Raw genomic sequence first — 19,835 nt, 5'->3', positions numbered from 1 at the left:
CCGTTGCCGAAAAAAGGCCATTGATTCGACTTCGGAAAAGGAACGAGGAGAAAGAATGAAATTCGTCATTTTGGGTAAAGATGGTCCTGAAGGCGCACAAAAACGCCCCCTCTATCGAGAAGCCCACCTCAAACGACTTGAGGCGTGGGCGCAACAAGGCAAAGTTATTTTGGCTGGGCCTCTGACCGATAAAATAGGAAGCTTAATCGTGGTTGAAGCAGAATCACTCGAAGAAGTCCAAGCATTTGCCAAGAATGATCCCTATGCCCTTCATGGGGTTTTTCAGGAAGTCACCATCCACCCGTTTTTACAGGTGTTTCCCAAAGTGAATTTTTCACTTTAACCAGGGAGAAAGTGGAAAAAGAATGTACCAACGTTTGGGAAAATCCTGGTGGTCTACTTTGGGGTGGACGAATATTTTGTAGTATTTTGAGCAAAATCCAACACCCGTTGCCATTCATCCGGACGCACTGGTTGAATCGAGAGCCTGGAACCTTTACGAAGCAGTTCCATTTTTTCTAATCCCTTAACGGCCCGCAATTGATCCAAATGCAAGGCCTGAGGAAACTTTTTGACGAACTGGACATCAACAAGGAACCAACGGGGCGAATCCGGAGCACTACGCGGATCGAAATATCGGCTCCTTGAATCGAATGCAAAAGAGTCGGGATAAGCGGCCCTAACCACTTTAACGATTCCAACTATAGCTGGAGGGTCAGCATTGCTATGGTAAAAAAATCCCAAATCCCCAACATTCATGGATTTAAGGAAATTCCTAGCCTGGTAATTACGTACGCCTTCCCAACATGTGGTCTTACGGGGAGAGTGAACCAGATCATCAATGGAAAATGTTGTCGGCTCTGATTTAAACAACCAATACTGTACCATCATGCCTCACTCAATCATTGGCTTTGAAAACCACCAGCACCATTAAGCAATTATAAAGTGTATATTTTTCAGAGTACAATTGGACCCTTTCCTATCACTTCCACCGCGTGATGGCGTAATATTTTTAAGGCATCATGACCAACCATGATTGATCAATTAATTCAATTTGCCGAGTCTTGGGTTCCCAGGGAAATCTGGGTCGGCATGATCACTCTTTCCCTGATTGCGTTTGTCGGAACCCTTATTGCGATCCCTGCTATGTTAATTCGCCTGCCCCCTGATTACTTCGACAATCACGGCCACCGCAAGTGGTTTGCCAATCATCATCCAATTATTCGCGCCATTGGGTTGATGTTAAAAAACGGCCTGGGACTCATTTTTCTGGTAGCCGGAATTGCCATGCTGGTTTTACCAGGACAAGGGATTCTCACAATGGTTCTGGGTATCTTGTTTCTGGATTTTCCGGGAAAACACCGTGTCGAACAAAAACTCATTCGGCAACCCCAGATTCTTAACGCCATCAACGCCATGCGAGAAAAAGCAGGCAAACTGCCGTTTGTGTTTCATGAAAACACCCCGACCTAACCACACGTCGACCTGAACCTCTCTCAGTCAACACCCGTTTACACCCTTTTCTCCCGTTGATAGGATGGCCCGCATGTCTGTATGGAACAAGATCGGATGGCTCGGACTCGCCGGACTCTGTGCCGTCGCCTTCGGTCATGTCGTAGGCCTAGTCAATCCTCACGAAAAGGTGAACGGACTCTGGCTCGTGGTCGCCGCCTCCTGCTTCTACGTGTTGGCCTACCGGTTCTATGGCCGATTTTTGGCACAGCGAGTCATGAATCTGGACGATCGACGTCGCACTCCCGCCCACCGGCTGGAGGACGGCACCAATTTCTATCCCGCCAACAAATACATTCTCTTCGGCCATCATTTTGCGGCTATCGCCGGAGCCGGCCCATTACTCGGTCCCGTATTGGCGGCACAATTTGGCTTCCTCCCGGGGTTTTTATGGATTGTCATTGGCGCGGTTCTGGCAGGCGCAGTTCAGGATTTTATAATCCTTGTCGCCTCCATGCGGCGAAATGGCCGTTCACTCCCGGAGATCGCCCATGCTGAATTAGGTCCCATCACCGGGATGGCCACGGCGATTGCCGTGCTCTTTATCGTGGTCGTCGCGCTAGCCGGATTAGGCCTGGCAGTTGTCAATGCGCTTTATCACAATGCCTGGGGCACTTTTACCATCGTCATGACCATTCCCATCGCCCTGCTCATGGGACTCTACCTTCAAAAATTTCGCCAGGGACAAGTCGGGGAAATGACGCTGATCGGGTTAGGACTCTTGATAGTGGCCATTCTCGTCGGCCGAACCGTGGCACAATCAGAATGGGCTGAATGGTTTTTATGGGACCGCACCACGCTCACATGGAGCCTTGCGGCATATGGATTTCTTGCCTCAGTCCTCCCCGTCTGGATGTTATTAGTGCCCCGGGATTATCTCTCAACATTTATGAAATTGGGTGTGATCGCCCTTCTGGCCGTCGGCGTCATAGTGCTCGCGCCCACCATTGAAATGCCTCGCACCACCATATTTACGGCGGGCAATGGACCGATCATTCCAGGAACGCTGTTTCCGTTTCTCTTTATCACCATTGCCTGTGGGGCCATTTCCGGCTTTCATTCCCTGGTCTCTTCAGGGACAACGCCCAAGTTGATCAGTCGGGAAACTCAGGCCATCGTCGGCTACGGTGCCATGCTTCTGGAAAGCTTTGTCGGAGTTGTGGCGCTCATCGCCGCCTGCCTTCTCGTTCCCGGAGATTATTTTGCCATCAACACCAGCCTGTCCGCAGACACCCTGCAAACTATGGGATTTCCAACCGCCCACATTACGGAACTCTCCACGCTTGTTGAGGTAGATGTATCGGGCCGTCCGGGAGGTGCGGTATCCCTGGCCGTTGGCATGGCCTCGATTTTTTCAAGCTTGCCGGGGATGTCCGGGCTCATGGCCTACTGGTATCAATTCGCACTCTTGTTCGAAGCCCTGTTCATTTTGACCACCATTGATGCTGGGACACGGGTCGCCCGGTACCTGGTTCAGGAATTAGGGGGACGATTCTACGCCCCGCTCAAACAGATCAATTGGTGGCCCGGCGTATTAGGCGCCAGTCTGTTCGTGGTTGGGGGGTGGGGGTATCTCATTGGCACCGGATCCATTGCGACCATCTGGCCTATGTTTGGCGCAGCCAATCAATTACTCGGTATGCTCGCGCTCTGTATTGCCACGACCGTGCTCATTAAGATGAACAAAACATCCTATCTGTGGGTGACAGTGATCCCGATGGTGTTTGTTGGCGTGATCACGCTGGCCGGATGCTATGAACTCCTGGTCATCTTTATCAGTCGGGCGCTCTCAACAGACGGGTCGCAAAGCCTGACCATGGCCATCAATGCCTCCCTCGTGGGCCTGGTGGCCATACTCGCACTCATTGTCCTCACAGACAGCGCCAGAAAATGGTACGGGTATCTTATACACAAACAACCACTGAACAGCACCGAAGTGATTGAAGGCGAAGGCATTCAACTTCCTGCAGGACGGTGCTGCTAATCCAGGGGCCTGTCACAACACCTTGAAAGGAGGCTTATGGCGGACAACTATTCCTTCGACGTCATTTCTCGCATCGACATGCAGGAAATGAAAAATGTGGTGGATCAAACAGAAAAAGAAGTCGGACAACGCTTTGATTTTAAAGGATCCAAAACCGAATTGACGTTAAAAGAGAAGGACAAACAATTAGTGGTGATTTCGGATGATGACTACAAACTCAACGCGGTCTTGGATATCCTTAAGTCCAAATGCGTCAAACGTAATGTGTCCTTGAAAGGGCTGACGTATGGGAAAGTGGAAGAAGCCTTAGGCGGAACCGTACGCCAAACCATCACCATTCAGAGCGGGCTTCCCGAAGACAAGGCTAAAGCCATCACGAAATCGATTAAAGAGGCCAAATTCAAGGCCCAGGGACAAATTCAAGGGGAACAAGTCAGAATCCAAAGCAAAAGCAAAGACGAACTGCAAGCCGTCATGAAACATCTCAAAGAACAGGACTTCGGACTCGATCTGCAATTTGAAAACTATCGGTAAGAGACAATCGTGGTCACACCGCAGGCTCACATTCGGCCCCTACGTGTTCCAGTGCCCGGTCGAGAGCCTGTTGCCCGGCTCGGGCTCTTAATATGTCCCGAGCCTCCATCGGGGAAGGGCGATTTTTCCCAATAGGAACATCCAGTTGTTCTAAAATTTCAGATGCCGACCCCTGCGTCCAATAGACCATTTGAAAATCCGATAGGCGAAGAATACCCACCTCAGCTATTGCTGAATTTTCAATGACCATCCCGCCCATTTGATTCATCATCGTCGCTTCTCCAATTTTTACGGGACCAGTGTTCTCACGACTTGAGAACACCACGACAATTTCATAAGGGACGTGAAAGTGTTGGCCTTGGACTTTCAATTCTTGGGAAAAGTTTACCGGCTGAGACAACCGTGGAACAGTCATAATGTTCTGAAAAGAACAACGCCGTTTAAGAAAATCTTCGGTGCGTCGAGTAAGCGTCTCAAGATACTCGGCAATGATCACCGGCGCGGCATTTTGCGCCGTGGCATCTGCATGCACGACCAGACCAATGGTAGGGACCCGGGGCCACTCACCATTCTTGTGAGATAATTCCTGTGATTCAAATGCCTCCTTTCCGACAAGATCCATCAGACGGGGTGTGGAACCGGCCCCACACCCCGCCAGCATAGAAACCAACACACATATAAACAACATTGTTGAAAGGGCCATCGATTTAAGCCACCTGATTCTTCCTCCATAATATTTCTAAATGCATCACCGCCTGGGCAATGGCATCCTGCCCGGAAACCCATCGAAGCGTCTCATACTCTTCACCCTCTGAATTGGGATAAATGGGGGGTTGGGTCTGAGCTCGTCGGACTACGGGATAGACATTCGATTCAATCGGGACAACCAGCCGTTCAAGAGTCGCCCACGCTTGGCCATCAGTAGTGACCACCGATTGACCCGTCCGGACATCCAGCAAAGCAAGTTCCAGACGGGCATAATTTTCCGCACGGTACCCTGGCATTCCCCCACCCCGCATACCCGTCGGCTGTTGCACCCCGCCCAGAGGAAAATGATCAAAGACCTCATACTCGGAACTGGATAATACCGCCAACAGCAGGTAGGGCACCTTCTGCTCCTTCCCCAATTGAATAAATGGGTCCACAGAGCCCTTGGGTTTCACATCATCCGGATACACCACGGAATGAATTTGAATCGGTAATTGTTTATGCAGTTCCGCCTTCAAATGTTCTCCGAGATTTTCCAACGTCCCTCGGCGAAGTTCAGGAGCTGATTTTTCAAATCCCGAATCGTTCAGGACGACCAAGACGGCGGTCACTCCTTCGGCTGGAAGCGCCATTGTTGCCACGCTCCCGCCTGACAGACCGGTGGCTTGGGGCAGGTAAGCCGGCAACCGCTTGGGAGTGTTATCCAACGAACAGCCAAGGGGAAAAAAAGCAGAAAGGAACCCGACAATCAACCAGATGTGACGCCACATAATGAAGCCTCCATTGGTAAAGAAAAAAAATGGACGTCTTAATGTCAAATTCTCTTCCCTTGAATCAAGGATCGTCAAGAAAGGGAGAAACCGTGAAGATGATATCTGTCAAAAGCTGCCAAGCTGAAGACCGGGATCCCTTGTCCTCTCTGGATTATCCATACTGTTGGTTCCCAGATCTTCCCCTCTGTCTCTCATGGTTTTCAGTGTCTTTCCCTCGAAGCCCATTTATGGTTTACCGTGCCAACCGGATACCCGCTAAGATTCGGACCTAGCAAAGCAAGAGGAAAATCTTTGGAAAAACAGGGGATCCAGTTGCCATCTTTCAGGATCTTGGGGTAGGGTAAGGCGGTGTGCCCACTGCTTAAAAAAAATTTCCATTACGTTTTACTTGTAGTTGTCCTGTCCGTTCTTACCGCCTGCGACAAAGTCTCCCTTCCCCGACTGACTCACGAAGATCAACACGAACCAAGAATTCCTGTCACGATCACCTACGCCTTTGCACCCAACCTTCTGACCTATACTCAGACTGTGGGCGGGTGTGGGTTACCTTATACTATTCCAGTAGGGGAGATCATATCCAAAACCTTTCTCCAGGTCGGCCAAGAACGATTCAATGGCGTGAGAGCCGAACCCCCAGTCGGAGAGGCGCAAGGCGTTTCTCCCGATGGCTATCGAATCATCCTGAATCTCCAGGAGTTTGGGTTTGATCCAGTAACCCGTTCGGGACAAGAAGATCGGTACGATGTCTTTGTAGATCTGAACCTCCACGCCGTCTATGAAGATGCGAACGGCACCTCCCTTGCCCAGAGTCCCCTGACCTACCACCAGAAAGTCAGGCTATGGGTGCCGGAACTCACCAGCCAATCCGTTTCATGCCACACCGATCAAATTGACGGAACGGTAGCAGACGCCGCTGAAACTCTGGCTAAACAGATGATAGGAGTTCTCCCCCAATTGGTCCAACTCAATACCGGTCAGCAACCCGTCGCCCCGCAACCAGGTTCCCCTGCTCCGGCTCTTCAAGGTCCCGCTGTAGGCGGGCCGCCCACGGCCCCACCCGTTGCAAGCCCATCGGTTCAATTTAGAACCAAATTAATTGATGCCAACCGCAATCTGGTGTTGGAGGGCGGAGAGGCCATCATCCTTTTAATTGAAACGACCAATACCAGCGAAACATCCATTCCATCTGCCTATGTGGAGTTACGGGGGACCCCTACCTTGGTTGAGGCTTTTAAACGGGTAGCCCCTCTTCCCGTCCCCCTAGGATCATTTAAGCCGGGGGAAAAGCGGACAGCCGAAATACGGGGACGATTGGGTCAGGTGACCGAACACGTCCAAGGTGAGTTGATCATCGGAATTATCCTCTCTGAAGGCCTGCCGCCTGGAACCCATACCATCCGCACTGAAATTCAACCAGGACCCAGAAAACCATCCTCCAGGTAGCCAACAATCGTTCCCCAAAATTTTTGAATCCCAGCCACGGTAATTTGTTTGAGGGGATACAACCGATTTATACATTGGTGGTGGGGTAAAACACATTTTAATCCCGTCAAATCATCAAATGGACAGAAAGACCGGGATGGGATTTCATATGAATGATCAAGAAACATTAGTTGTCCCCTTGTGAGTGCTTCAATCCCAAATACATCAGAAGAGCCCCAAGCAGTTTAACCTTTGAAGTCCCCTGAGACTGTTCATCCTTCTGATCCAGTATCTCCCTGCCTGATTTGAACTTGGAATGAAAGGCGGTTGGGCCGAATAGACTGGCAGATTTTGATCCTGTCTGATCCGAATCCACCACTAAGGACATGCCCTCTAAAATTGAGGGCTCCTCTCCAAAGATACTGCGATAATCGGCAAGCACATTCCGTTCTTCTGTTACCCACCTTCCTAGCTGGGAAGGCCCGCTGCGCACGACCACATAATGAACTGACGGGGATCTTTGGGCCGCACAAGGGTTGTCCCGACCGGACGAGCTTTGTCCCAAATATATCCAAGAATGGTTTTCCTGCTTGGCGCTTCCTTTGATGAAAATACCAAGTATAAGGCGACCCCGTGATCATCTCGTGAAGATTGGCTACTCGCTGTGGCCGTAGGCAGCGGAGCCACGTTCCATTCCCAGGATACGACAGGACTTGCTTCAAGATTGACCGTCAGCGAACGGAACAGACTAATACATCCCTGCTCGGTTTCAAGACGCAAGACTTTTCGATGATCTTCCTGCACCACCTGAAGCTGTCCGATCCCGTCCCACACTTTCATAGACCACCTATGAGGCAAAGCCTCCAGACTGGACAATGATGTCGGTTCATATAAAGAGGGAATGGGAGTCGTGGCGCCAAAAGTCGTCGGTACAATCCCAAAAATAGCACTGCTCAAAACACCCAATCCTCCCAGAAGGAAAGTCAAAGAAATTTTATGAGTTAGCATCGTGTTATGAGCCTTTCCGATAAAATTGTGTGGAGAGGGGTTCCTTACATTTCTGATCAATACAAGCCTAATGCCAGTGAGAAAGAACACAATATGTCTTAAGCTTTTCAAAGACTTATAATATTATCGAACTGTTCGTCGCCGCGCTGACGAGATCTTGTGATACAGAATACTGTTCCACGAATCTGGCAAAGAAACAGAATTTGAGATGAAACAGAGGTCTCAAACACAGGAAGGTAAGAACGACCGGCTTTTAACTGTGAGAGAACGCGTCCTCAAAAGGAGATCAAACCCTTGGAGCGTAACTGCGGCCAAAACAACACCTATCGACCCCAATGATTCTTAATGGATGGATCGTCAAAAAGAAAGGGATTTTTGCTCGCATTCGAATGCCGGTATTGAACGATTGCGGATGGTTAGGACCATGATGTCTGCTGAAATAAACCGGCCGAGAGTGGTATTAGGATACCGGATTTCGAAAAAGTGAAGACCGGTACTGGATCTGAGTGACAAAGATTATGGGGTTTCTTTCCGAGAGACAAGACCTCGGCTGCCTGATAGAAACCAAACCCTGTCAGCCACCGAGGGAGGACAAAGAAAAAAAACGCCCCGGTTGGGAAAATACCAACCGGGGCGCTCAGGATAACGGGGAGGGTTATATCCCCTTATTAAAAAAATGACTCTTAGAAGTTGATCCAGAGTTGGGTGTAGCCCCAGTTCTGATCAGCCGTACCAAACCCGTTCTTCTTCAAATAATCTCCGGTGAAGAAGTGGCCGTAGCCCAATTGCCATCCCACCCTATTGTTTTGGAAGAATAAGGTGTAAACCACATCGATTTCACCACCCAGGGACTTTTCGTCATTGCCTGCAGGAGTGCTAAAGAAGGTGGCCTGAGAAGCCGTGTACCAGTTGTCCCTCTTGTTCGCCAACCGCATGATATGCCCGGCAATTTCGAAATGGCTTTCCGGCGTCGGACGCAATTGCAAGTTTCCGCCATAAGTCAACATATTTTGCCAGGACATCAAGTCCATGTACCCGAAATGAATGTGGTTCGTCGGAAACAATTGGCTGAAGGTATGGCCACCATCCTTATTGCTGCTACCGGTGGCGTAGTTGATTTCCGCACCGATACGGGGCTGCATTGGAACCGGCAAGGTAATACCACCGTCCAAATGTCCGGCCAAGGCATTGATACGAGTCTGACTCGCTCCGCCGACAGGCCCGATTTCTCCAAATTGCCAATAACCTTCTCCCGTAAGATCAAACATTCCCTCTTTGAACGCGACACGGCCACCGACGGTGCTTCGTTCCTGATTAGATTGCTGTCCACCGGTACCGAAGGCCGGTGAACCGGCTCCCGTGGTTGCACCACCGTCTTCATAGATATAGGCGGGTTCGACTGCAACAGACCCGAACTTCATCGGGAGACGTAAGAACAAAATGTCGCCATCACCCTTACTGGCCTTCCCGGTTGTACATCCGCCTGCATTTTGCACGCAATTGCCTTCCGCTACGCGCAACCAGCCCAATTCCACCGGCACGGTAGCATGGTTGTATCGCATCGTCACACCATCGAAAGAGAAACCGACGTTGTTCCAGTCAAAGTGACCGAAGATCCGGTGATTTCCCCACACCATGAGTTGTCGACCAGCTTTCAATGTCAAATTTGGCATTAAGAAATTTCTGACCAACATGAACCCTTGGCGAAGAAATAAATCAGCATTCGGACTATTGGGGTTTCCTGCTCCACCCACATTATCGGGGTTCGGCATCGCACCGAAATTATTGGACACCTGAGGTTGGAGAAAAAACACGACATCCGGGGAAACATCGTAATTAAATCCCAACCGGATGAGTTGCTGCGTGAAGTAGGCATTGGAATCGCCATTGTTGCTAAAGTTCCCATTCGTCCGGAACTCCGGCCGAACACGCATGTCGCCGGAAATCGTCAATTTGCTGGGATCAAACACCCCTTTGGGTGGATCAAACTTGCCGTAGGGCACCAGATCTGGAATGGCCCGTGGCACGGCAGGCACGTTGGTGTTTTTGTCGGTCGCCGGAGTGGTCTTGGCGGCCAACCCTGGTGCTGCGGACATGGCGACAATCAAAGCCGCTGCTGTCAACCTGGTAAAGGATCGATAAAAAGTCCTCATTGCACTCCTCCTGTTGGTGAATAGCCCTGTGGATTCAAGATCCAACGCCCTGTACCCCATTTCCATCCAGAGCTGTTGGTTTCTCTCATCCGCTTCCGTCTTGACTGCGTAACTTTTGCCATCTCAAGCACTGACATGTATTCTCGAACCCAATGGATGCCTTGTTCTTCGACTCATCCGTTCACTTGTTGTTTGCCATTTAGATGCCAAGTCACATTATTTGTCGTAAATCATTAAAAAGTAATGCCTTTTCGCTGACTTTCTCGATGATTTTGGTATATTGCCCCATCGCTTGAATGCTACGATAGTTGCAAAAACAACACGACAGAAGAGAACCGTAGACCCGCCCGCAGTGCGCACAATGAACAGTCTGATGACCGTCCGGAAGGATTTCGTAATGACAGATAAATTTTAAAAATCGAAATAAAGCTTGGGTGTCAACGAAACGATCCAGCAGTCAATGTCCTCACGGAGTCGCACCTCCCCTGGCTACCCCATTTTGGATCCACCGGACTCGGTGGCTTGTTCTGTCGCCCCTTTGATCTCTGCTTCGGCCTCTTTGATTGACGATTCCAAATCTTGTTCGACAGATTTGAATTCCTGCGTAATCATATTGATTTCCGGCTCAACCGATTGCCGAAGATCTTCCGTTGTTTCCTTAAACCCTTTGACCGCTCTTCCGACCTGCTTGCCGATTTCCGGTAATTCCTTAGGACCAAAGAGCAGGAACGCGATGACGAGGATGATCAAAATTTCCATCGCTCCTAAACCGAACATCTTCCCACTCCTCTATAATTTGCCGGCTGAACATATACCTTGAGCGTTGATCAGGCTTGGGTCCATGCTGCCTGTCTCTTCGGTGTGCGGTCTTCACCGTGTCAATCTCACCCGCAAATTATCCCTGTTTGGATTGCGTGGATTCCGTTGGCTGCGGCACCCCTTGCGCCGGGGGCGGCGGGGGAACCTCTGCTGTCTGGTGTTGGCTCGACAATTGTTCCGATTGGGGCGGTGGGGCCTGCCCGCCTTCGCCTTGCTCATTCGGGGTCACATCCAACGCATCCGCTTCGGCAACAGACTTTTTAAATCCCTTAATTGCTTTACCTAAACCCTCACCAAGCTGCGGGATTTTCCCTGCACCAAAAATGATGAGCACAATGATGAGGATGAGCATAAGCTCCATCCATCCAAACGATCCAAACACAGCAACCTCGTTTTATTGTGAATGAGTGTCTACGTTTTTAGAAAAATCCGCCGCAGTATACACAACCCTTTTCAAAAAATCTACCTGATTGCCAATTTCTTGCGTAGGCAAAGACTTTTTTCAGATTGAGGTTTTGCCTTCACAGGATCCACTCCTCCGTCGAGAGACTTCCAATTACACAATCATTATGACGCGCGTTCTGCCCTAATCATTGGCACACGACAAAACGCATCCCGCAACCGTCAGGATGACTATGAATCCTTCAAGGCAAAAAACATGTGAATGTAGTCCACCGGCTGTAGGGGAAGTTCCAACATGCCTTTGATGCCTTCTGAATCGTACCCCAATTTTTCCAAATCGGGCATGGCCTTCCAAATTTCCGATTCCGTGAGATAGGCGATGGTATCCGGCACACCATGAAGAGGTAACGATTGCACCAGTTTTTCTAGTTCGGCGCGTTCGTGAGCGGGAGTACTTTCGGAAAGCGGAAATTCGATATGACGTTGGTATGGACTCCGGTACGTGCGGTTCAATACATCAAGGGTTCGAAGAATCAACGCATCCAATTGCCAGGCCTGGCCTTCCGGCGGCGAAGGATGTGATGCCAGCAGATCCATGACCGTGATCACATTGGTTGACAAACTCCGTCCCACAAAATCCCGTTGAGATTCAATCACGCCCGTGTGAATATTCAAATGCCTGGCCACGTCTTGCATCAACTGAAAATTGACCATAAAGCTGAATTGGCCACCCTGCACCGTATAACAGGGCTTTTCCGGGTCATTCAGCACATGCGGATCGACCGTTCCTGCGTCAAAACCGCTAAATCCGATCGCGTTCGGGGCCAACAATCGTTTGGCTTCCTTAAGGCTCTGACAGGCACCCACGTTGTAGGGTACGAGGACTTCTTCATCGATCTGTTTGAGAAACTCTGCGACCGTCCGGCGAAAGGGAAAGTCCTTGGTCTCGATGAGGCGATATTCCCGCTCCCAGACAAGATCTTCGAGAAACGAGGGTAACCCGGTGAGAGATTCAATATCCTGCTGACCAAAGGCCTCAATAAACTTTGGCCAATCTGGGAAATCCGCCAACCGCTTTTCGTTCAGATTGGGACGAAGCTGTTCCTCATGGATCTCACCGCCTTTTCGCAGAATGAGCTTGGTTGGCAACTCGCTCCAGAGTTCATTGCAGATAATCCGATCAATACTCCCATCCGGAAAGTCAGCAAGATCCTCGATAGACACAAGGTCAAATGTGACCCGGTCACGATGCTTGGCCAGATCCGTGTTGTCTTTGGCCTGCTCCAACAAAACCGGCTCGCGCTCTATACAACGATAGGTGATTCTCGGAAATATCCGTTTTTCCTGATCCAACTCCTGGAGACGATCCAAGAAACACGCCGCGAGATTCCCATTCCCGGCGCCCCATTCCATCACGGTCAATGGTGTGGTCGCTTGATCGGCACTTGGAGTTTTCGCTCGTTGTCCACACCGACGCCAATAGTCCTCGGCCAAGGCAAAGCCCAACCGGAAATCGGCCGCAGCCACTGTTTGGTAATATTCCCGAACACGACTTCCCCTCAATCCGTAAAAAAGACGATTAATGTGGGCTTGCCACATATCGACCGGTTGAAAATCTCCTACGAGTTGCGGCAATGCATCGGGATCCATACTTGGTGAAGCACCCATAGTTCTAACCTATATTCCTTAGAAAGAATGAATGAAAATGCCAGTGGCAACAAAGTAGATGAAAATGCGTAGAACCGGCCGGAATCTTAACAAACACCTCATGGTGCTGCAAGACAAGATCGAAACTCCTTGACTCAATGACGCCATCGAAGGTAGAGAACGTGGATTCTTAAAAAAAGCGGGAAAAGAGTTTTGGAAATCACGATTGTCTGGTCACGCACACTCTACACAAAGACCTGTATGAAACCTGCTTTGTCCGTCATGCCACGCAACCTCCTGTGGGGAATCTTGATATCAATCATGCTCTTGACGATGCTCGGCCCAGCTTTGGGCAGTGATTCTCCCGTTCAAACCGACTCCCCTTCCGTATTTCAACCGAAAGATACACAACACGGGTTTTCCCAATATGATACTCCGCCCGATCACTTTTCTGATGTTCCATCCCTTTATGATAATTACTCCCAATCTCCTCTTATTCCCTCATTAGACAAAAAACCAGGGGGAGTATTTCTGGGATTAGATTTCGCAGAAAGTTTCGAGGTCAAACCGACCACCAGGGGCGGTCATACACATATCCCCGTCAGGCCAACCGAGACATTCCTGCCAAACGTCACATCAGTATACCTGGTGTTTACCGTCCATGAACATTTGTCGTCCTATCAAATCATTGGCCGTCTGTTCTCTGACTCAGAGACCGGGATGAATGCTCCTCAATGGCTCGACGAGGATATCGTCGATCTGGCCACGGAAGACGAGAGCGGCTTTCTGAAATTTTTCCCACCGGACGGGACCTGGCAACCAGGCCAATACCGCGTCGAAATCTTCGTGGGGTATATCGCCAATGACGTCAATAAGTTAGGCACCATGCGATTTACCATTGCTCCTCACCCTGTCGCGCCCGCTTCACCCTAAACGCTCTCATGAGGCCACAGACCTTTTGCGCCCGGCTATTTCTTGACTCAATTCCATGTTTCTTGTAAGGTATTCAGCAGTTTACCCTAAGCATATTCTTGGGCCATTCCAGCCATCATTTCGTGCAAATTTCTGATACATTCCAGCGTTCACATACACACAAGTCCCTGATCCCCAACAATGCGCCGGGAGGCAACGGGTGTTAAAAAAGAGTGGAAGCTACTTACTCTTATTTATTTTTATTGGCGGGCTGTTAGGCAGTATTTTAGGGGAAATTCTTCTGGTCGTGGCTCCTCAGGGCACCGTGCAAAATATTTTCATGCAGGCGTTAAACTTAGGCTTAGACCCACCCGTGACCGTCAATTTGGTCTTGATAAAATTCACACTCGGTTTCCTCTTGAAAATGAACCTCCTCACCGTGTTGGGAATGTTCCTCGGGGCCTACGTTTATAAACACATATAGAGGAATTCAAACGCTCGGACCGTATCTCTCGAAACACACTCTTTCCAGCATAGTCATTTCCAACCGTCTGCATGGTGAATCCCTGGTGGGCTCGTTGCGGATAGATCACCACTTGCTTCCGACAGGGTAACGGAATAGGAAATGGAGCGGGTCACTATCCCGGATTTCAATAGTAGAAAATGAAAGAAGGCGGTGATGTTGATTTAAATTCCGACCTGGATCTGCTTTTGGCGGAGAACACGGAGAGTATCCCGCAACTGGGCGGCTCGTTCGAATTCCAAAGCCTTGGCCGCCGCCTTCATATCTTTTTCCAATGCGGCGATATTCTGTTCTAAATCTTTTTCGCCCCCGTACGCCGCAACCGCCTCTGCCGCCAGTGACACATCCACATAATCGGCTTCTGCCAATTGGTACTCCAAATCGTGGATGCGTTTTTTGATCGTTTCCGGCGTGATCCCATGCTCGGCGTTGTATGCCAATTGAATGGTTCGTCTGCGGCCGGTTTCGTCCAACGCCCTCCGCATCGAATCCGTGACCACATCCCCATACAAAATCACAGTGCCTTCGCGATGCCGTGCCGCGCGCCCGGCTGTCTGTACTAAGGCACGATATCCCCGGAGGAAACCTTCCTTATCCGCATCCAGCACCGCCACTAAACTGACTTCCGGCAAGTCCAACCCTTCACGCAATAAATTAATGCCGACCAGCACATCAAACACACCCTTACGCAAATCCCTGATGATGTCCGCCCGCTCGAGCGTTTTAATATCCGAATGCAGATAGCGCACCTTTAACCCCTGGTCGTGATAATACTCGGTCAGATCTTCCGCCATGCGCTTGGTCAACGTCGTCACCAGCACCCGCTGCCCCTTTGCCACTCGCAGCCGGATTTCCCCGAGCAACTGTTCGACCTGGCCCTTCGCCGGCTTCACGTCCATCACGGGATCAATCAGGCCTGTGGGTCGAATGATTTGCTCAACCAGCGCCTTGCCGGCATGTTTCAGTTCATACGGTCCCGGAGTGGCGGAGACATACACCACCTGATTCATGCACCTTTCAAATTCGGGAAATTTAAGGGGCCGGTTATCCATCGCCGAGGGCAAGCGAAACCCGTACTCGACCAAGGTGTTTTTGCGTGAACGATCTCCCTCGTACATCCCGCCAAATTGCGGAACGGTGGCATGCGATTCGTCCACAATCAGCAAAAAGTCCTTGGGGAAATAATCCAACAGGGTCGGCGGCGGCTCGCCCGGCGCCCGTCCGCTCAGGTGACGGGAATAGTTCTCAATCCCATGGCAATACCCCATCGTTCGAATCATCTCCAGGTCAAATCTCGTCCGTTGCTCAATCCGTTGCGCTTCAAGCAATTGATTTGTCCGGCGAAAATAGGCAATGCGTTCTTCCAGTTCTGTTTCAATGCCGGTAATGGCCTGTTCATAGCGATCGGGCGCAATCACATAGTGGCTCTTAGGGTAGATGGCAATTTTCGGCAGCTTCCGCAACGACTGGCCGGTCAACGGATCGATTTCATACAGGGCTTCCACTTCGTCGCCGAACAATTCCACCCGGACCGTATTCGAATCGGACGAAGCGGGATAGATCTCAATGACATCCCCCCGAGCCCGAAACATCCCACGTTGCAACTCGAGATCATTCCGCGAATATTGAATATCCACCAGCTTGGCCAGAATGCGCTCCCGGCGAATCTCCATACCCGGCTCCAGATATAACAACATGTCGTGATAGACCTCAGGCGATCCCAGACCATAAATACACGACACGGACGCCACGATAATAATGTCATTGCGTTGCAGGAGCTCCGTCGTAGCCGCATGGCGCATCTGGTCAATGGTGTCGTTGATGGCGGAGTCTTTGGCGATATAGGTATCCGTAGTCGGAATATAGGCTTCCGGCTGATAGTAGTCGTAATAGCTCACAAAATATTCGACCGCATTGTCAGGAAAAAATGATTTAAACTCCTGATACAACTGAGCCGCCAACGTCTTATTGTGGACCACAACCAGTGTAGGTTTTTGCACGTTGACGATCACATTGGCCATGGTGAAGGTTTTCCCCGAACCCGTGACCCCCAACAACACTTGATGCTTAAGCCCTTGCTCTATGCCATCAGTCAACGCAGCAATCGCATTCCCTTGATCACCTTTGGGTGTGTAATCGGATTTGAGAGAAAAGGTATTGGTCGCTTGCATCATGACAATGTATCACAAGGCAAACAGGAGGGGCAGGTATGGATCACACGACATGACTCGACAATCTCTCAACTCCCGCAGTTTTCCCGGGCAAGTAAATTGGTGTGAACTCAATTCCCAAAGGAAGGACGGCGAACCAGCGAGAGAAGCTCTTCGTAGACATTCCGACGCTGTCCAATGAAAATCACGTCAATAGTTCGTTCGTCGTCATTGAGTCGATAAATTATTCGGTAGGACCGCACACGGTATGATCGATAGCCGAAGAGTTCTTGCTGGAGAGAATGCCCGGTTAAGGGTGCATCCTGCAATGTTCGAATTGCATCACGGATTTCCTGCTTAACCTCAGGATGCAGTTTGCGGATGCGGCCCCCGGCCTCCGGGGTATACCGAACACGATAGGGCGTCATCCACTCTTGCCGGCAAAGACGGATTCATGTGTTTCCCAACGACCGGATTGAGCCTGCTTGAGTGACTTCCGAAGCGGGCGCATGGTCCTCGGATCACTCAAAATGTCCAGAGTTTCCATCAATCCTTCGAAATGCTCCATGCTGAGAAGCACGGCCGTCGGCACTCCGTCTCGTGTAATGCCAACCGTATCCTGACGCTTTTGTAGTTGACGGATCAGTTCAAGGAGTTGCGCCTTTGCCTGCGTCACTGACACATATTGATCCACATGCGGCATCAGAAATCCTCCCCTCCAAATAGTTCGATATCTAACCATTATACTGGTCATTCTAAAACCAGACAAGATGACACAATCCGAAAACAATCGAGCAGTGGAGTCCGCTCTTCAGTACACAACCATGGTATAAGAAAAAAGATTTACGCGGCGGCCTAAGGGCAACGCCGTGGATCCTCTTGACGCTCTTGTGCTGGTCAGTCCAGGATCATCCAAGAACATCCGGGACAAACCGCCTTCAAGAGAGGAGGACGTATGACCACAACCACAATTGCGGAGTTTATGGGACATGATCATGACCGCCTGGATGACATATTCACCCGGTTTCAAGCATTCAAGAAGCAGGATTCTCAAAAATCCCGATTACTGTTTCAAGAATTGTTAACCGGACTGCACCGGCATATCAGGTGGGAGGAGGAGGAGATTCTTTTTCCGGTATTTGAGGCTCAAGCGGAAATGGTCAGAGACCATGGGCCGACCGGAGTTATGCGAAATGAGCATCGGCAGATCAAGGACTTTCTGGAACAGATTCAGGCAAAAGTTGCAGAGGGAGACCTTACCACTGAGGAAGCGGAAGAAGGTTTACTTCAGGTGTTAACTGCACACAATGTGAAGGAAGAAAAAATCCTCTATCCGTGGATTGACAATTGCGTCAGCGACGAAGAGCGGGCCTCCCTGCTCGCCCGGATGGGCAACTGATCTCCTCGATCGGCACACCCCCTGCGGCCAGTCACGTTCCCGTGCTCCTTCCTAAAACAACCCCACAATATTCCCTTTTGCGTCGATGCCGATCGATTGAGCCGCCGGGACACGCGGAAGGCCGGGCATCGTCATCATATCCCCGGTAATGACCACCACAAATCCTGCGCCCATCGCGAGGCGAACCTCGCGAACCGGAAGCGTAAACCCGGTCGGGGCTCCTTTTTTGGCAGGGTCGGTGGAAAAGCTGTACTGCGTCTTCGCCATACAAATGGGGAAATGCCCAAACCCGTTTTTTTCGAGTTCAGCAAAACGGGCATGGACAGCCGGCGGAATCTCTACATCCTCGGCCCGGTAAATCTCTTTGGCGATAATTCGCACTTTTTCTGCCAGTGGCATCGCATCAGGATACAGCACGCGAAAGTCGGCGGGCTCCTTTTCTATGACCTCACGAACGGTTTCGGCCAGGGACATCGCACCGGCTCCGCCTTCAGCCCAATGATTCGCCAGAGCCATTTTGACCCCATGATCCGCGCACGCCTGCTCCACAAGTTCCAACTCCCGCTTGGTATCACTCGTGAATTGGTTAATGGCTACAACCGTGGGCACCCCGAATTTCTTCACATTTTCCAAATGGCGTAATAAATTCGGCAACCCCTGCCGGAGCGCGTCCAGATCTTCCTGTTCGAGTTCGTTTTCCTTGGCTCCACCATGAAGTTTTAACGCCTTGATCGTCCCGACCACCACGGCACATGCCGGCGTGAGACCGGATCGTCGACATTTAATGTTAAAAAACTTCTCGGCCCCGAGATCGGCACCAAACCCTCCTTCTGTCACCACATAGTCCGCGAGTGTGAGAGCCGCCTTGGTCGCCACGACGGAACTACATCCATGGGCAATGTTCCCGAACGGACCGCCATGAACCAGGGCCGGATTATGCTCCAGGGTCTGCACAAGATTGGGATTGAGAGCCTCCTTGAGTAACACGGTCATGGCTCCCTCCGCCTGGATATCTTTCGCAAAGACCATTTCCTTGTTGGCCGTTCTCCCCACTTTGATATGACCTAAACGTTGCTGAAGATCCTGGAGGTCGGTTGCCAAACACAGAATCGCCATGACCTCCGAGGCTGCGGTGATGTCAAACCGTGCTTCTCTGGTAAACCCGTTGGATTTTCCCCCAAGTCCCGTGACTACGGATCGCAGTGAGCGATCATTCACATCCAGCACCCGACCCCACGTCACCCGACGCGGATCAATCTGGGGGTTATGCCCCCAATACAAATGATTGTCTACCAGGGCCGCCAACATATTGTGCGCAGATGTGATCGCATGAAAGTCCCCCGTGAAATGCAAATTGATGTCGGTCATGGGAACCACCTGAGCATACCCTCCCCCGCATCCGCCGCCCTTCATTCCGAAACAGGGCCCCAGGCTTGGCTCTCGAACGGCCGCCACAGCCCGTTTGCCGATCTTATTCAAGCCGTCTACCAGACCGATGAGTGTCGTGGTCTTGCCTTCTCCAGCCGTCGTCGGACTCATGGCGGTCACCAAAATAAGCTTACTCTCCGGCTTGTTAGGAAATGGCGAGAGGGACGCTAAGGGAATTTTGGCCTTATACCGCCCATACAATTCGATTTGACTCGCATCCAGTTGAAGTTTTTCCCGGGCCACTTCGGCGATGGGTTGCAAGGGAATGCGGTTGGCGATGTCGAGGTTAATGGAAGAATGGCTCATCAGGCTGACTCCTCAAATACGTGCATGGGGTTACGGTCTGGATGTTGTATTCATTATCGCATACTTGAAGCGGACGGCGTCCCTGTTCTCCCGCCCCGGCGCCTGCCGGCCCGAGATATTAACCTCGCTTGGGCATTCAAGCATGCCATCCCGGT

General features: G+C 50.7%; 19 protein-coding genes and 1 pseudogene. 8 read left to right on the top strand and 12 right to left on the bottom strand.

Features of this window, described 5'->3' with window-relative positions; genetic code table 11:
* Window positions 1-55: 55 nt before the first annotated feature.
* Window positions 56-343 (top strand): YciI family protein, encoded by a 288-nt coding sequence (locus tag ACTRXD_RS07100; RefSeq protein ID WP_442431141.1) that lies wholly within the window; start codon window positions 56-58, stop codon window positions 341-343.
* A gap of 53 nt (window positions 344-396) precedes the next feature.
* On the opposite strand, the gene ACTRXD_RS07095 is transcribed toward ACTRXD_RS07100, so the two are convergent.
* Complete coding sequence (locus ACTRXD_RS07095) at window positions 397-888, bottom strand: EVE domain-containing protein (protein ID WP_442431404.1); 492 nt, start codon at window positions 886-888, stop codon at window positions 397-399.
* Between the two features lie 144 nt (window positions 889-1,032).
* Here ACTRXD_RS07095 and ACTRXD_RS07090 point away from each other — a divergent pair, with 144 nt between their 5' ends.
* The 3 genes from ACTRXD_RS07090 (at window position 1,033) to ACTRXD_RS07080 (ending at window position 4,030) form a co-directional block, all read left to right on the top strand.
* A complete protein-coding gene (locus ACTRXD_RS07090; protein WP_312744245.1) occupies window positions 1,033-1,473 on the top strand; it encodes a PGPGW domain-containing protein in 441 nt (146 codons plus the stop codon).
* 73 nt (window positions 1,474-1,546) lie between these two features.
* Complete coding sequence (locus ACTRXD_RS07085; protein ID WP_442431140.1) at window positions 1,547-3,496, top strand: carbon starvation CstA family protein; 1,950 nt, start codon at window positions 1,547-1,549, stop codon at window positions 3,494-3,496.
* 36 nt (window positions 3,497-3,532) lie between these two features.
* A complete protein-coding gene (locus ACTRXD_RS07080; protein ID WP_442431139.1) occupies window positions 3,533-4,030 on the top strand; it encodes a YajQ family cyclic di-GMP-binding protein in 498 nt (165 codons plus the stop codon).
* A gap of 13 nt (window positions 4,031-4,043) precedes the next feature.
* Here ACTRXD_RS07080 and ACTRXD_RS07075 read toward each other — a convergent pair whose 3' ends face one another.
* Together ACTRXD_RS07075 and ACTRXD_RS07070 are read right to left on the bottom strand one after the other, a co-directional pair.
* A complete protein-coding gene (locus tag ACTRXD_RS07075; protein ID WP_442431138.1) occupies window positions 4,044-4,733 on the bottom strand; it encodes a hypothetical protein in 690 nt (229 codons plus the stop codon).
* A 4-nt stretch (window positions 4,734-4,737) separates the two neighbouring features.
* Complete coding sequence (locus ACTRXD_RS07070; RefSeq protein ID WP_442431137.1) at window positions 4,738-5,508, bottom strand: hypothetical protein; 771 nt, start codon at window positions 5,506-5,508, stop codon at window positions 4,738-4,740.
* A gap of 351 nt (window positions 5,509-5,859) precedes the next feature.
* Here ACTRXD_RS07070 and ACTRXD_RS07065 point away from each other — a divergent pair, with 351 nt between their 5' ends.
* Window positions 5,860-6,954 (top strand): hypothetical protein, encoded by a 1,095-nt coding sequence (locus ACTRXD_RS07065; protein WP_442431136.1) that lies wholly within the window; start codon window positions 5,860-5,862, stop codon window positions 6,952-6,954.
* A 166-nt stretch (window positions 6,955-7,120) separates the two neighbouring features.
* On the opposite strand, the pseudogene ACTRXD_RS07060 reads toward ACTRXD_RS07065, so the two are convergent.
* The 5 genes and pseudogenes from ACTRXD_RS07060 to ACTRXD_RS07040 all read right to left on the bottom strand — a co-directional run bounded on the left by ACTRXD_RS07060 (window position 7,121) and on the right by ACTRXD_RS07040 (window position 12,983).
* Window positions 7,121-7,773: pseudogene (locus ACTRXD_RS07060) on the bottom strand (DUF3047 domain-containing protein).
* 851 nt (window positions 7,774-8,624) lie between these two features.
* On the bottom strand, window positions 8,625-10,094 hold the full coding sequence (locus ACTRXD_RS07055; protein WP_442431135.1) for an alginate export family protein: 1,470 nt from the start codon (window positions 10,092-10,094) through the stop codon (window positions 8,625-8,627).
* Between the two features lie 489 nt (window positions 10,095-10,583).
* Complete coding sequence (locus tag ACTRXD_RS07050) at window positions 10,584-10,871, bottom strand: Sec-independent protein translocase subunit TatA/TatB (protein ID WP_376753403.1); 288 nt, start codon at window positions 10,869-10,871, stop codon at window positions 10,584-10,586.
* Window positions 10,872-10,989: 118 nt separating this feature from the next.
* Window positions 10,990-11,295, bottom strand: a complete 306-nt coding sequence (gene tatA / locus ACTRXD_RS07045) for a twin-arginine translocase TatA/TatE family subunit (protein ID WP_442431134.1) — start codon at window positions 11,293-11,295, stop codon at window positions 10,990-10,992.
* Window positions 11,296-11,546: 251 nt separating this feature from the next.
* The gene (locus tag ACTRXD_RS07040) at window positions 11,547-12,983 is read right to left on the bottom strand and encodes an SAM-dependent methyltransferase (RefSeq protein WP_442431133.1); all 1,437 of its coding nucleotides are present in this window, start codon (window positions 12,981-12,983) and stop codon (window positions 11,547-11,549) included.
* A gap of 240 nt (window positions 12,984-13,223) precedes the next feature.
* Here ACTRXD_RS07040 and ACTRXD_RS07035 point away from each other — a divergent pair, with 240 nt between their 5' ends.
* Both ACTRXD_RS07035 and ACTRXD_RS07030 read left to right on the top strand, forming a co-directional pair.
* Entirely contained in the window at window positions 13,224-13,895 is a 672-nt protein-coding gene (locus ACTRXD_RS07035) for a hypothetical protein (RefSeq protein WP_442431132.1), read from the top strand.
* 199 nt (window positions 13,896-14,094) lie between these two features.
* The gene (locus ACTRXD_RS07030; RefSeq protein WP_442431131.1) at window positions 14,095-14,358 is read left to right on the top strand and encodes a DUF4321 domain-containing protein; all 264 of its coding nucleotides are present in this window, start codon (window positions 14,095-14,097) and stop codon (window positions 14,356-14,358) included.
* Window positions 14,359-14,561: 203 nt separating this feature from the next.
* On the opposite strand, the gene uvrB is transcribed toward ACTRXD_RS07030, so the two are convergent.
* The 3 genes from uvrB to ACTRXD_RS07015 all read right to left on the bottom strand — a co-directional run bounded on the left by uvrB (window position 14,562) and on the right by ACTRXD_RS07015 (window position 17,250).
* Window positions 14,562-16,571 carry an excinuclease ABC subunit UvrB gene (gene uvrB, locus ACTRXD_RS07025; RefSeq protein WP_442431130.1) on the bottom strand — a complete coding sequence of 670 codons (2,010 nt, stop codon included), beginning with the start codon at window positions 16,569-16,571 and terminating at the stop codon, window positions 14,562-14,564.
* A gap of 107 nt (window positions 16,572-16,678) precedes the next feature.
* Window positions 16,679-16,975, bottom strand: coding sequence for a type II toxin-antitoxin system RelE family toxin (locus ACTRXD_RS07020; protein WP_442431129.1), 297 nt, complete (start codon window positions 16,973-16,975; stop codon window positions 16,679-16,681).
* On the bottom strand, window positions 16,972-17,250 hold the full coding sequence (locus ACTRXD_RS07015) for a type II toxin-antitoxin system Phd/YefM family antitoxin (protein WP_442431128.1): 279 nt from the start codon (window positions 17,248-17,250) through the stop codon (window positions 16,972-16,974). The genes ACTRXD_RS07020 and ACTRXD_RS07015 overlap by 4 nt, the downstream gene beginning before the upstream one ends.
* 252 nt (window positions 17,251-17,502) lie before the next feature.
* Between ACTRXD_RS07015 and ACTRXD_RS07010 the strand changes: the two genes are divergently transcribed.
* Entirely contained in the window at window positions 17,503-17,946 is a 444-nt protein-coding gene (locus ACTRXD_RS07010) for a hemerythrin domain-containing protein (protein WP_442431127.1), read from the top strand.
* Between the two features lie 51 nt (window positions 17,947-17,997).
* Here the strand turns inward: ACTRXD_RS07010 and ACTRXD_RS07005 are convergent, their stop codons facing one another.
* Entirely contained in the window at window positions 17,998-19,680 is a 1,683-nt protein-coding gene (locus ACTRXD_RS07005; protein ID WP_442431126.1) for a formate--tetrahydrofolate ligase, read from the bottom strand.
* Window positions 19,681-19,835: the final 155 nt, after the last annotated feature.

The sequence above is a fragment of the Nitrospira sp. T9 genome (assembly GCF_052156535.1).
In the GTDB taxonomy this organism is placed as follows: Bacteria; Nitrospirota; Nitrospiria; order Nitrospirales; family UBA8639; genus Nitrospira_E.
This window is presented reverse-complemented; position numbering and strand designations above follow the sequence as displayed.

Excerpts from the sequence above, each read along its gene's own strand:
- ACTRXD_RS07100 (WP_442431141.1), top strand. The coding sequence starts at position 56 with ATGAAATTCGTCATTTTGGGTAAAGATGGTCCTGAAGGCGCACAAAAA.
- ACTRXD_RS07095 (WP_442431404.1), bottom strand. The coding sequence starts at position 888 with ATGGTACAGTATTGGTTGTTTAAATCAGAGCCGACAACATTTTCCATT.
- ACTRXD_RS07090 (WP_312744245.1), top strand. The coding sequence starts at position 1,033 with ATGATTGATCAATTAATTCAATTTGCCGAGTCTTGGGTTCCCAGGGAA.
- ACTRXD_RS07085 (WP_442431140.1), top strand. The coding sequence starts at position 1,547 with ATGTCTGTATGGAACAAGATCGGATGGCTCGGACTCGCCGGACTCTGT.
- ACTRXD_RS07080 (WP_442431139.1), top strand. The coding sequence starts at position 3,533 with ATGGCGGACAACTATTCCTTCGACGTCATTTCTCGCATCGACATGCAG.
- ACTRXD_RS07075 (WP_442431138.1), bottom strand. The coding sequence starts at position 4,733 with ATGGCCCTTTCAACAATGTTGTTTATATGTGTGTTGGTTTCTATGCTG.
- ACTRXD_RS07070 (WP_442431137.1), bottom strand. The coding sequence starts at position 5,508 with ATGTGGCGTCACATCTGGTTGATTGTCGGGTTCCTTTCTGCTTTTTTT.
- ACTRXD_RS07055 (WP_442431135.1), bottom strand. The coding sequence starts at position 10,094 with ATGAGGACTTTTTATCGATCCTTTACCAGGTTGACAGCAGCGGCTTTG.
- ACTRXD_RS07050 (WP_376753403.1), bottom strand. The coding sequence starts at position 10,871 with ATGTTCGGTTTAGGAGCGATGGAAATTTTGATCATCCTCGTCATCGCG.
- ACTRXD_RS07040 (WP_442431133.1), bottom strand. The coding sequence starts at position 12,983 with ATGGGTGCTTCACCAAGTATGGATCCCGATGCATTGCCGCAACTCGTA.
- ACTRXD_RS07035 (WP_442431132.1), top strand. The coding sequence starts at position 13,224 with ATGAAACCTGCTTTGTCCGTCATGCCACGCAACCTCCTGTGGGGAATC.
- uvrB (WP_442431130.1), bottom strand. The coding sequence starts at position 16,571 with ATGATGCAAGCGACCAATACCTTTTCTCTCAAATCCGATTACACACCC.
- ACTRXD_RS07020 (WP_442431129.1), bottom strand. The coding sequence starts at position 16,975 with ATGACGCCCTATCGTGTTCGGTATACCCCGGAGGCCGGGGGCCGCATC.
- ACTRXD_RS07015 (WP_442431128.1), bottom strand. The coding sequence starts at position 17,250 with ATGCCGCATGTGGATCAATATGTGTCAGTGACGCAGGCAAAGGCGCAA.
- ACTRXD_RS07010 (WP_442431127.1), top strand. The coding sequence starts at position 17,503 with ATGACCACAACCACAATTGCGGAGTTTATGGGACATGATCATGACCGC.
- ACTRXD_RS07005 (WP_442431126.1), bottom strand. The coding sequence starts at position 19,680 with ATGAGCCATTCTTCCATTAACCTCGACATCGCCAACCGCATTCCCTTG.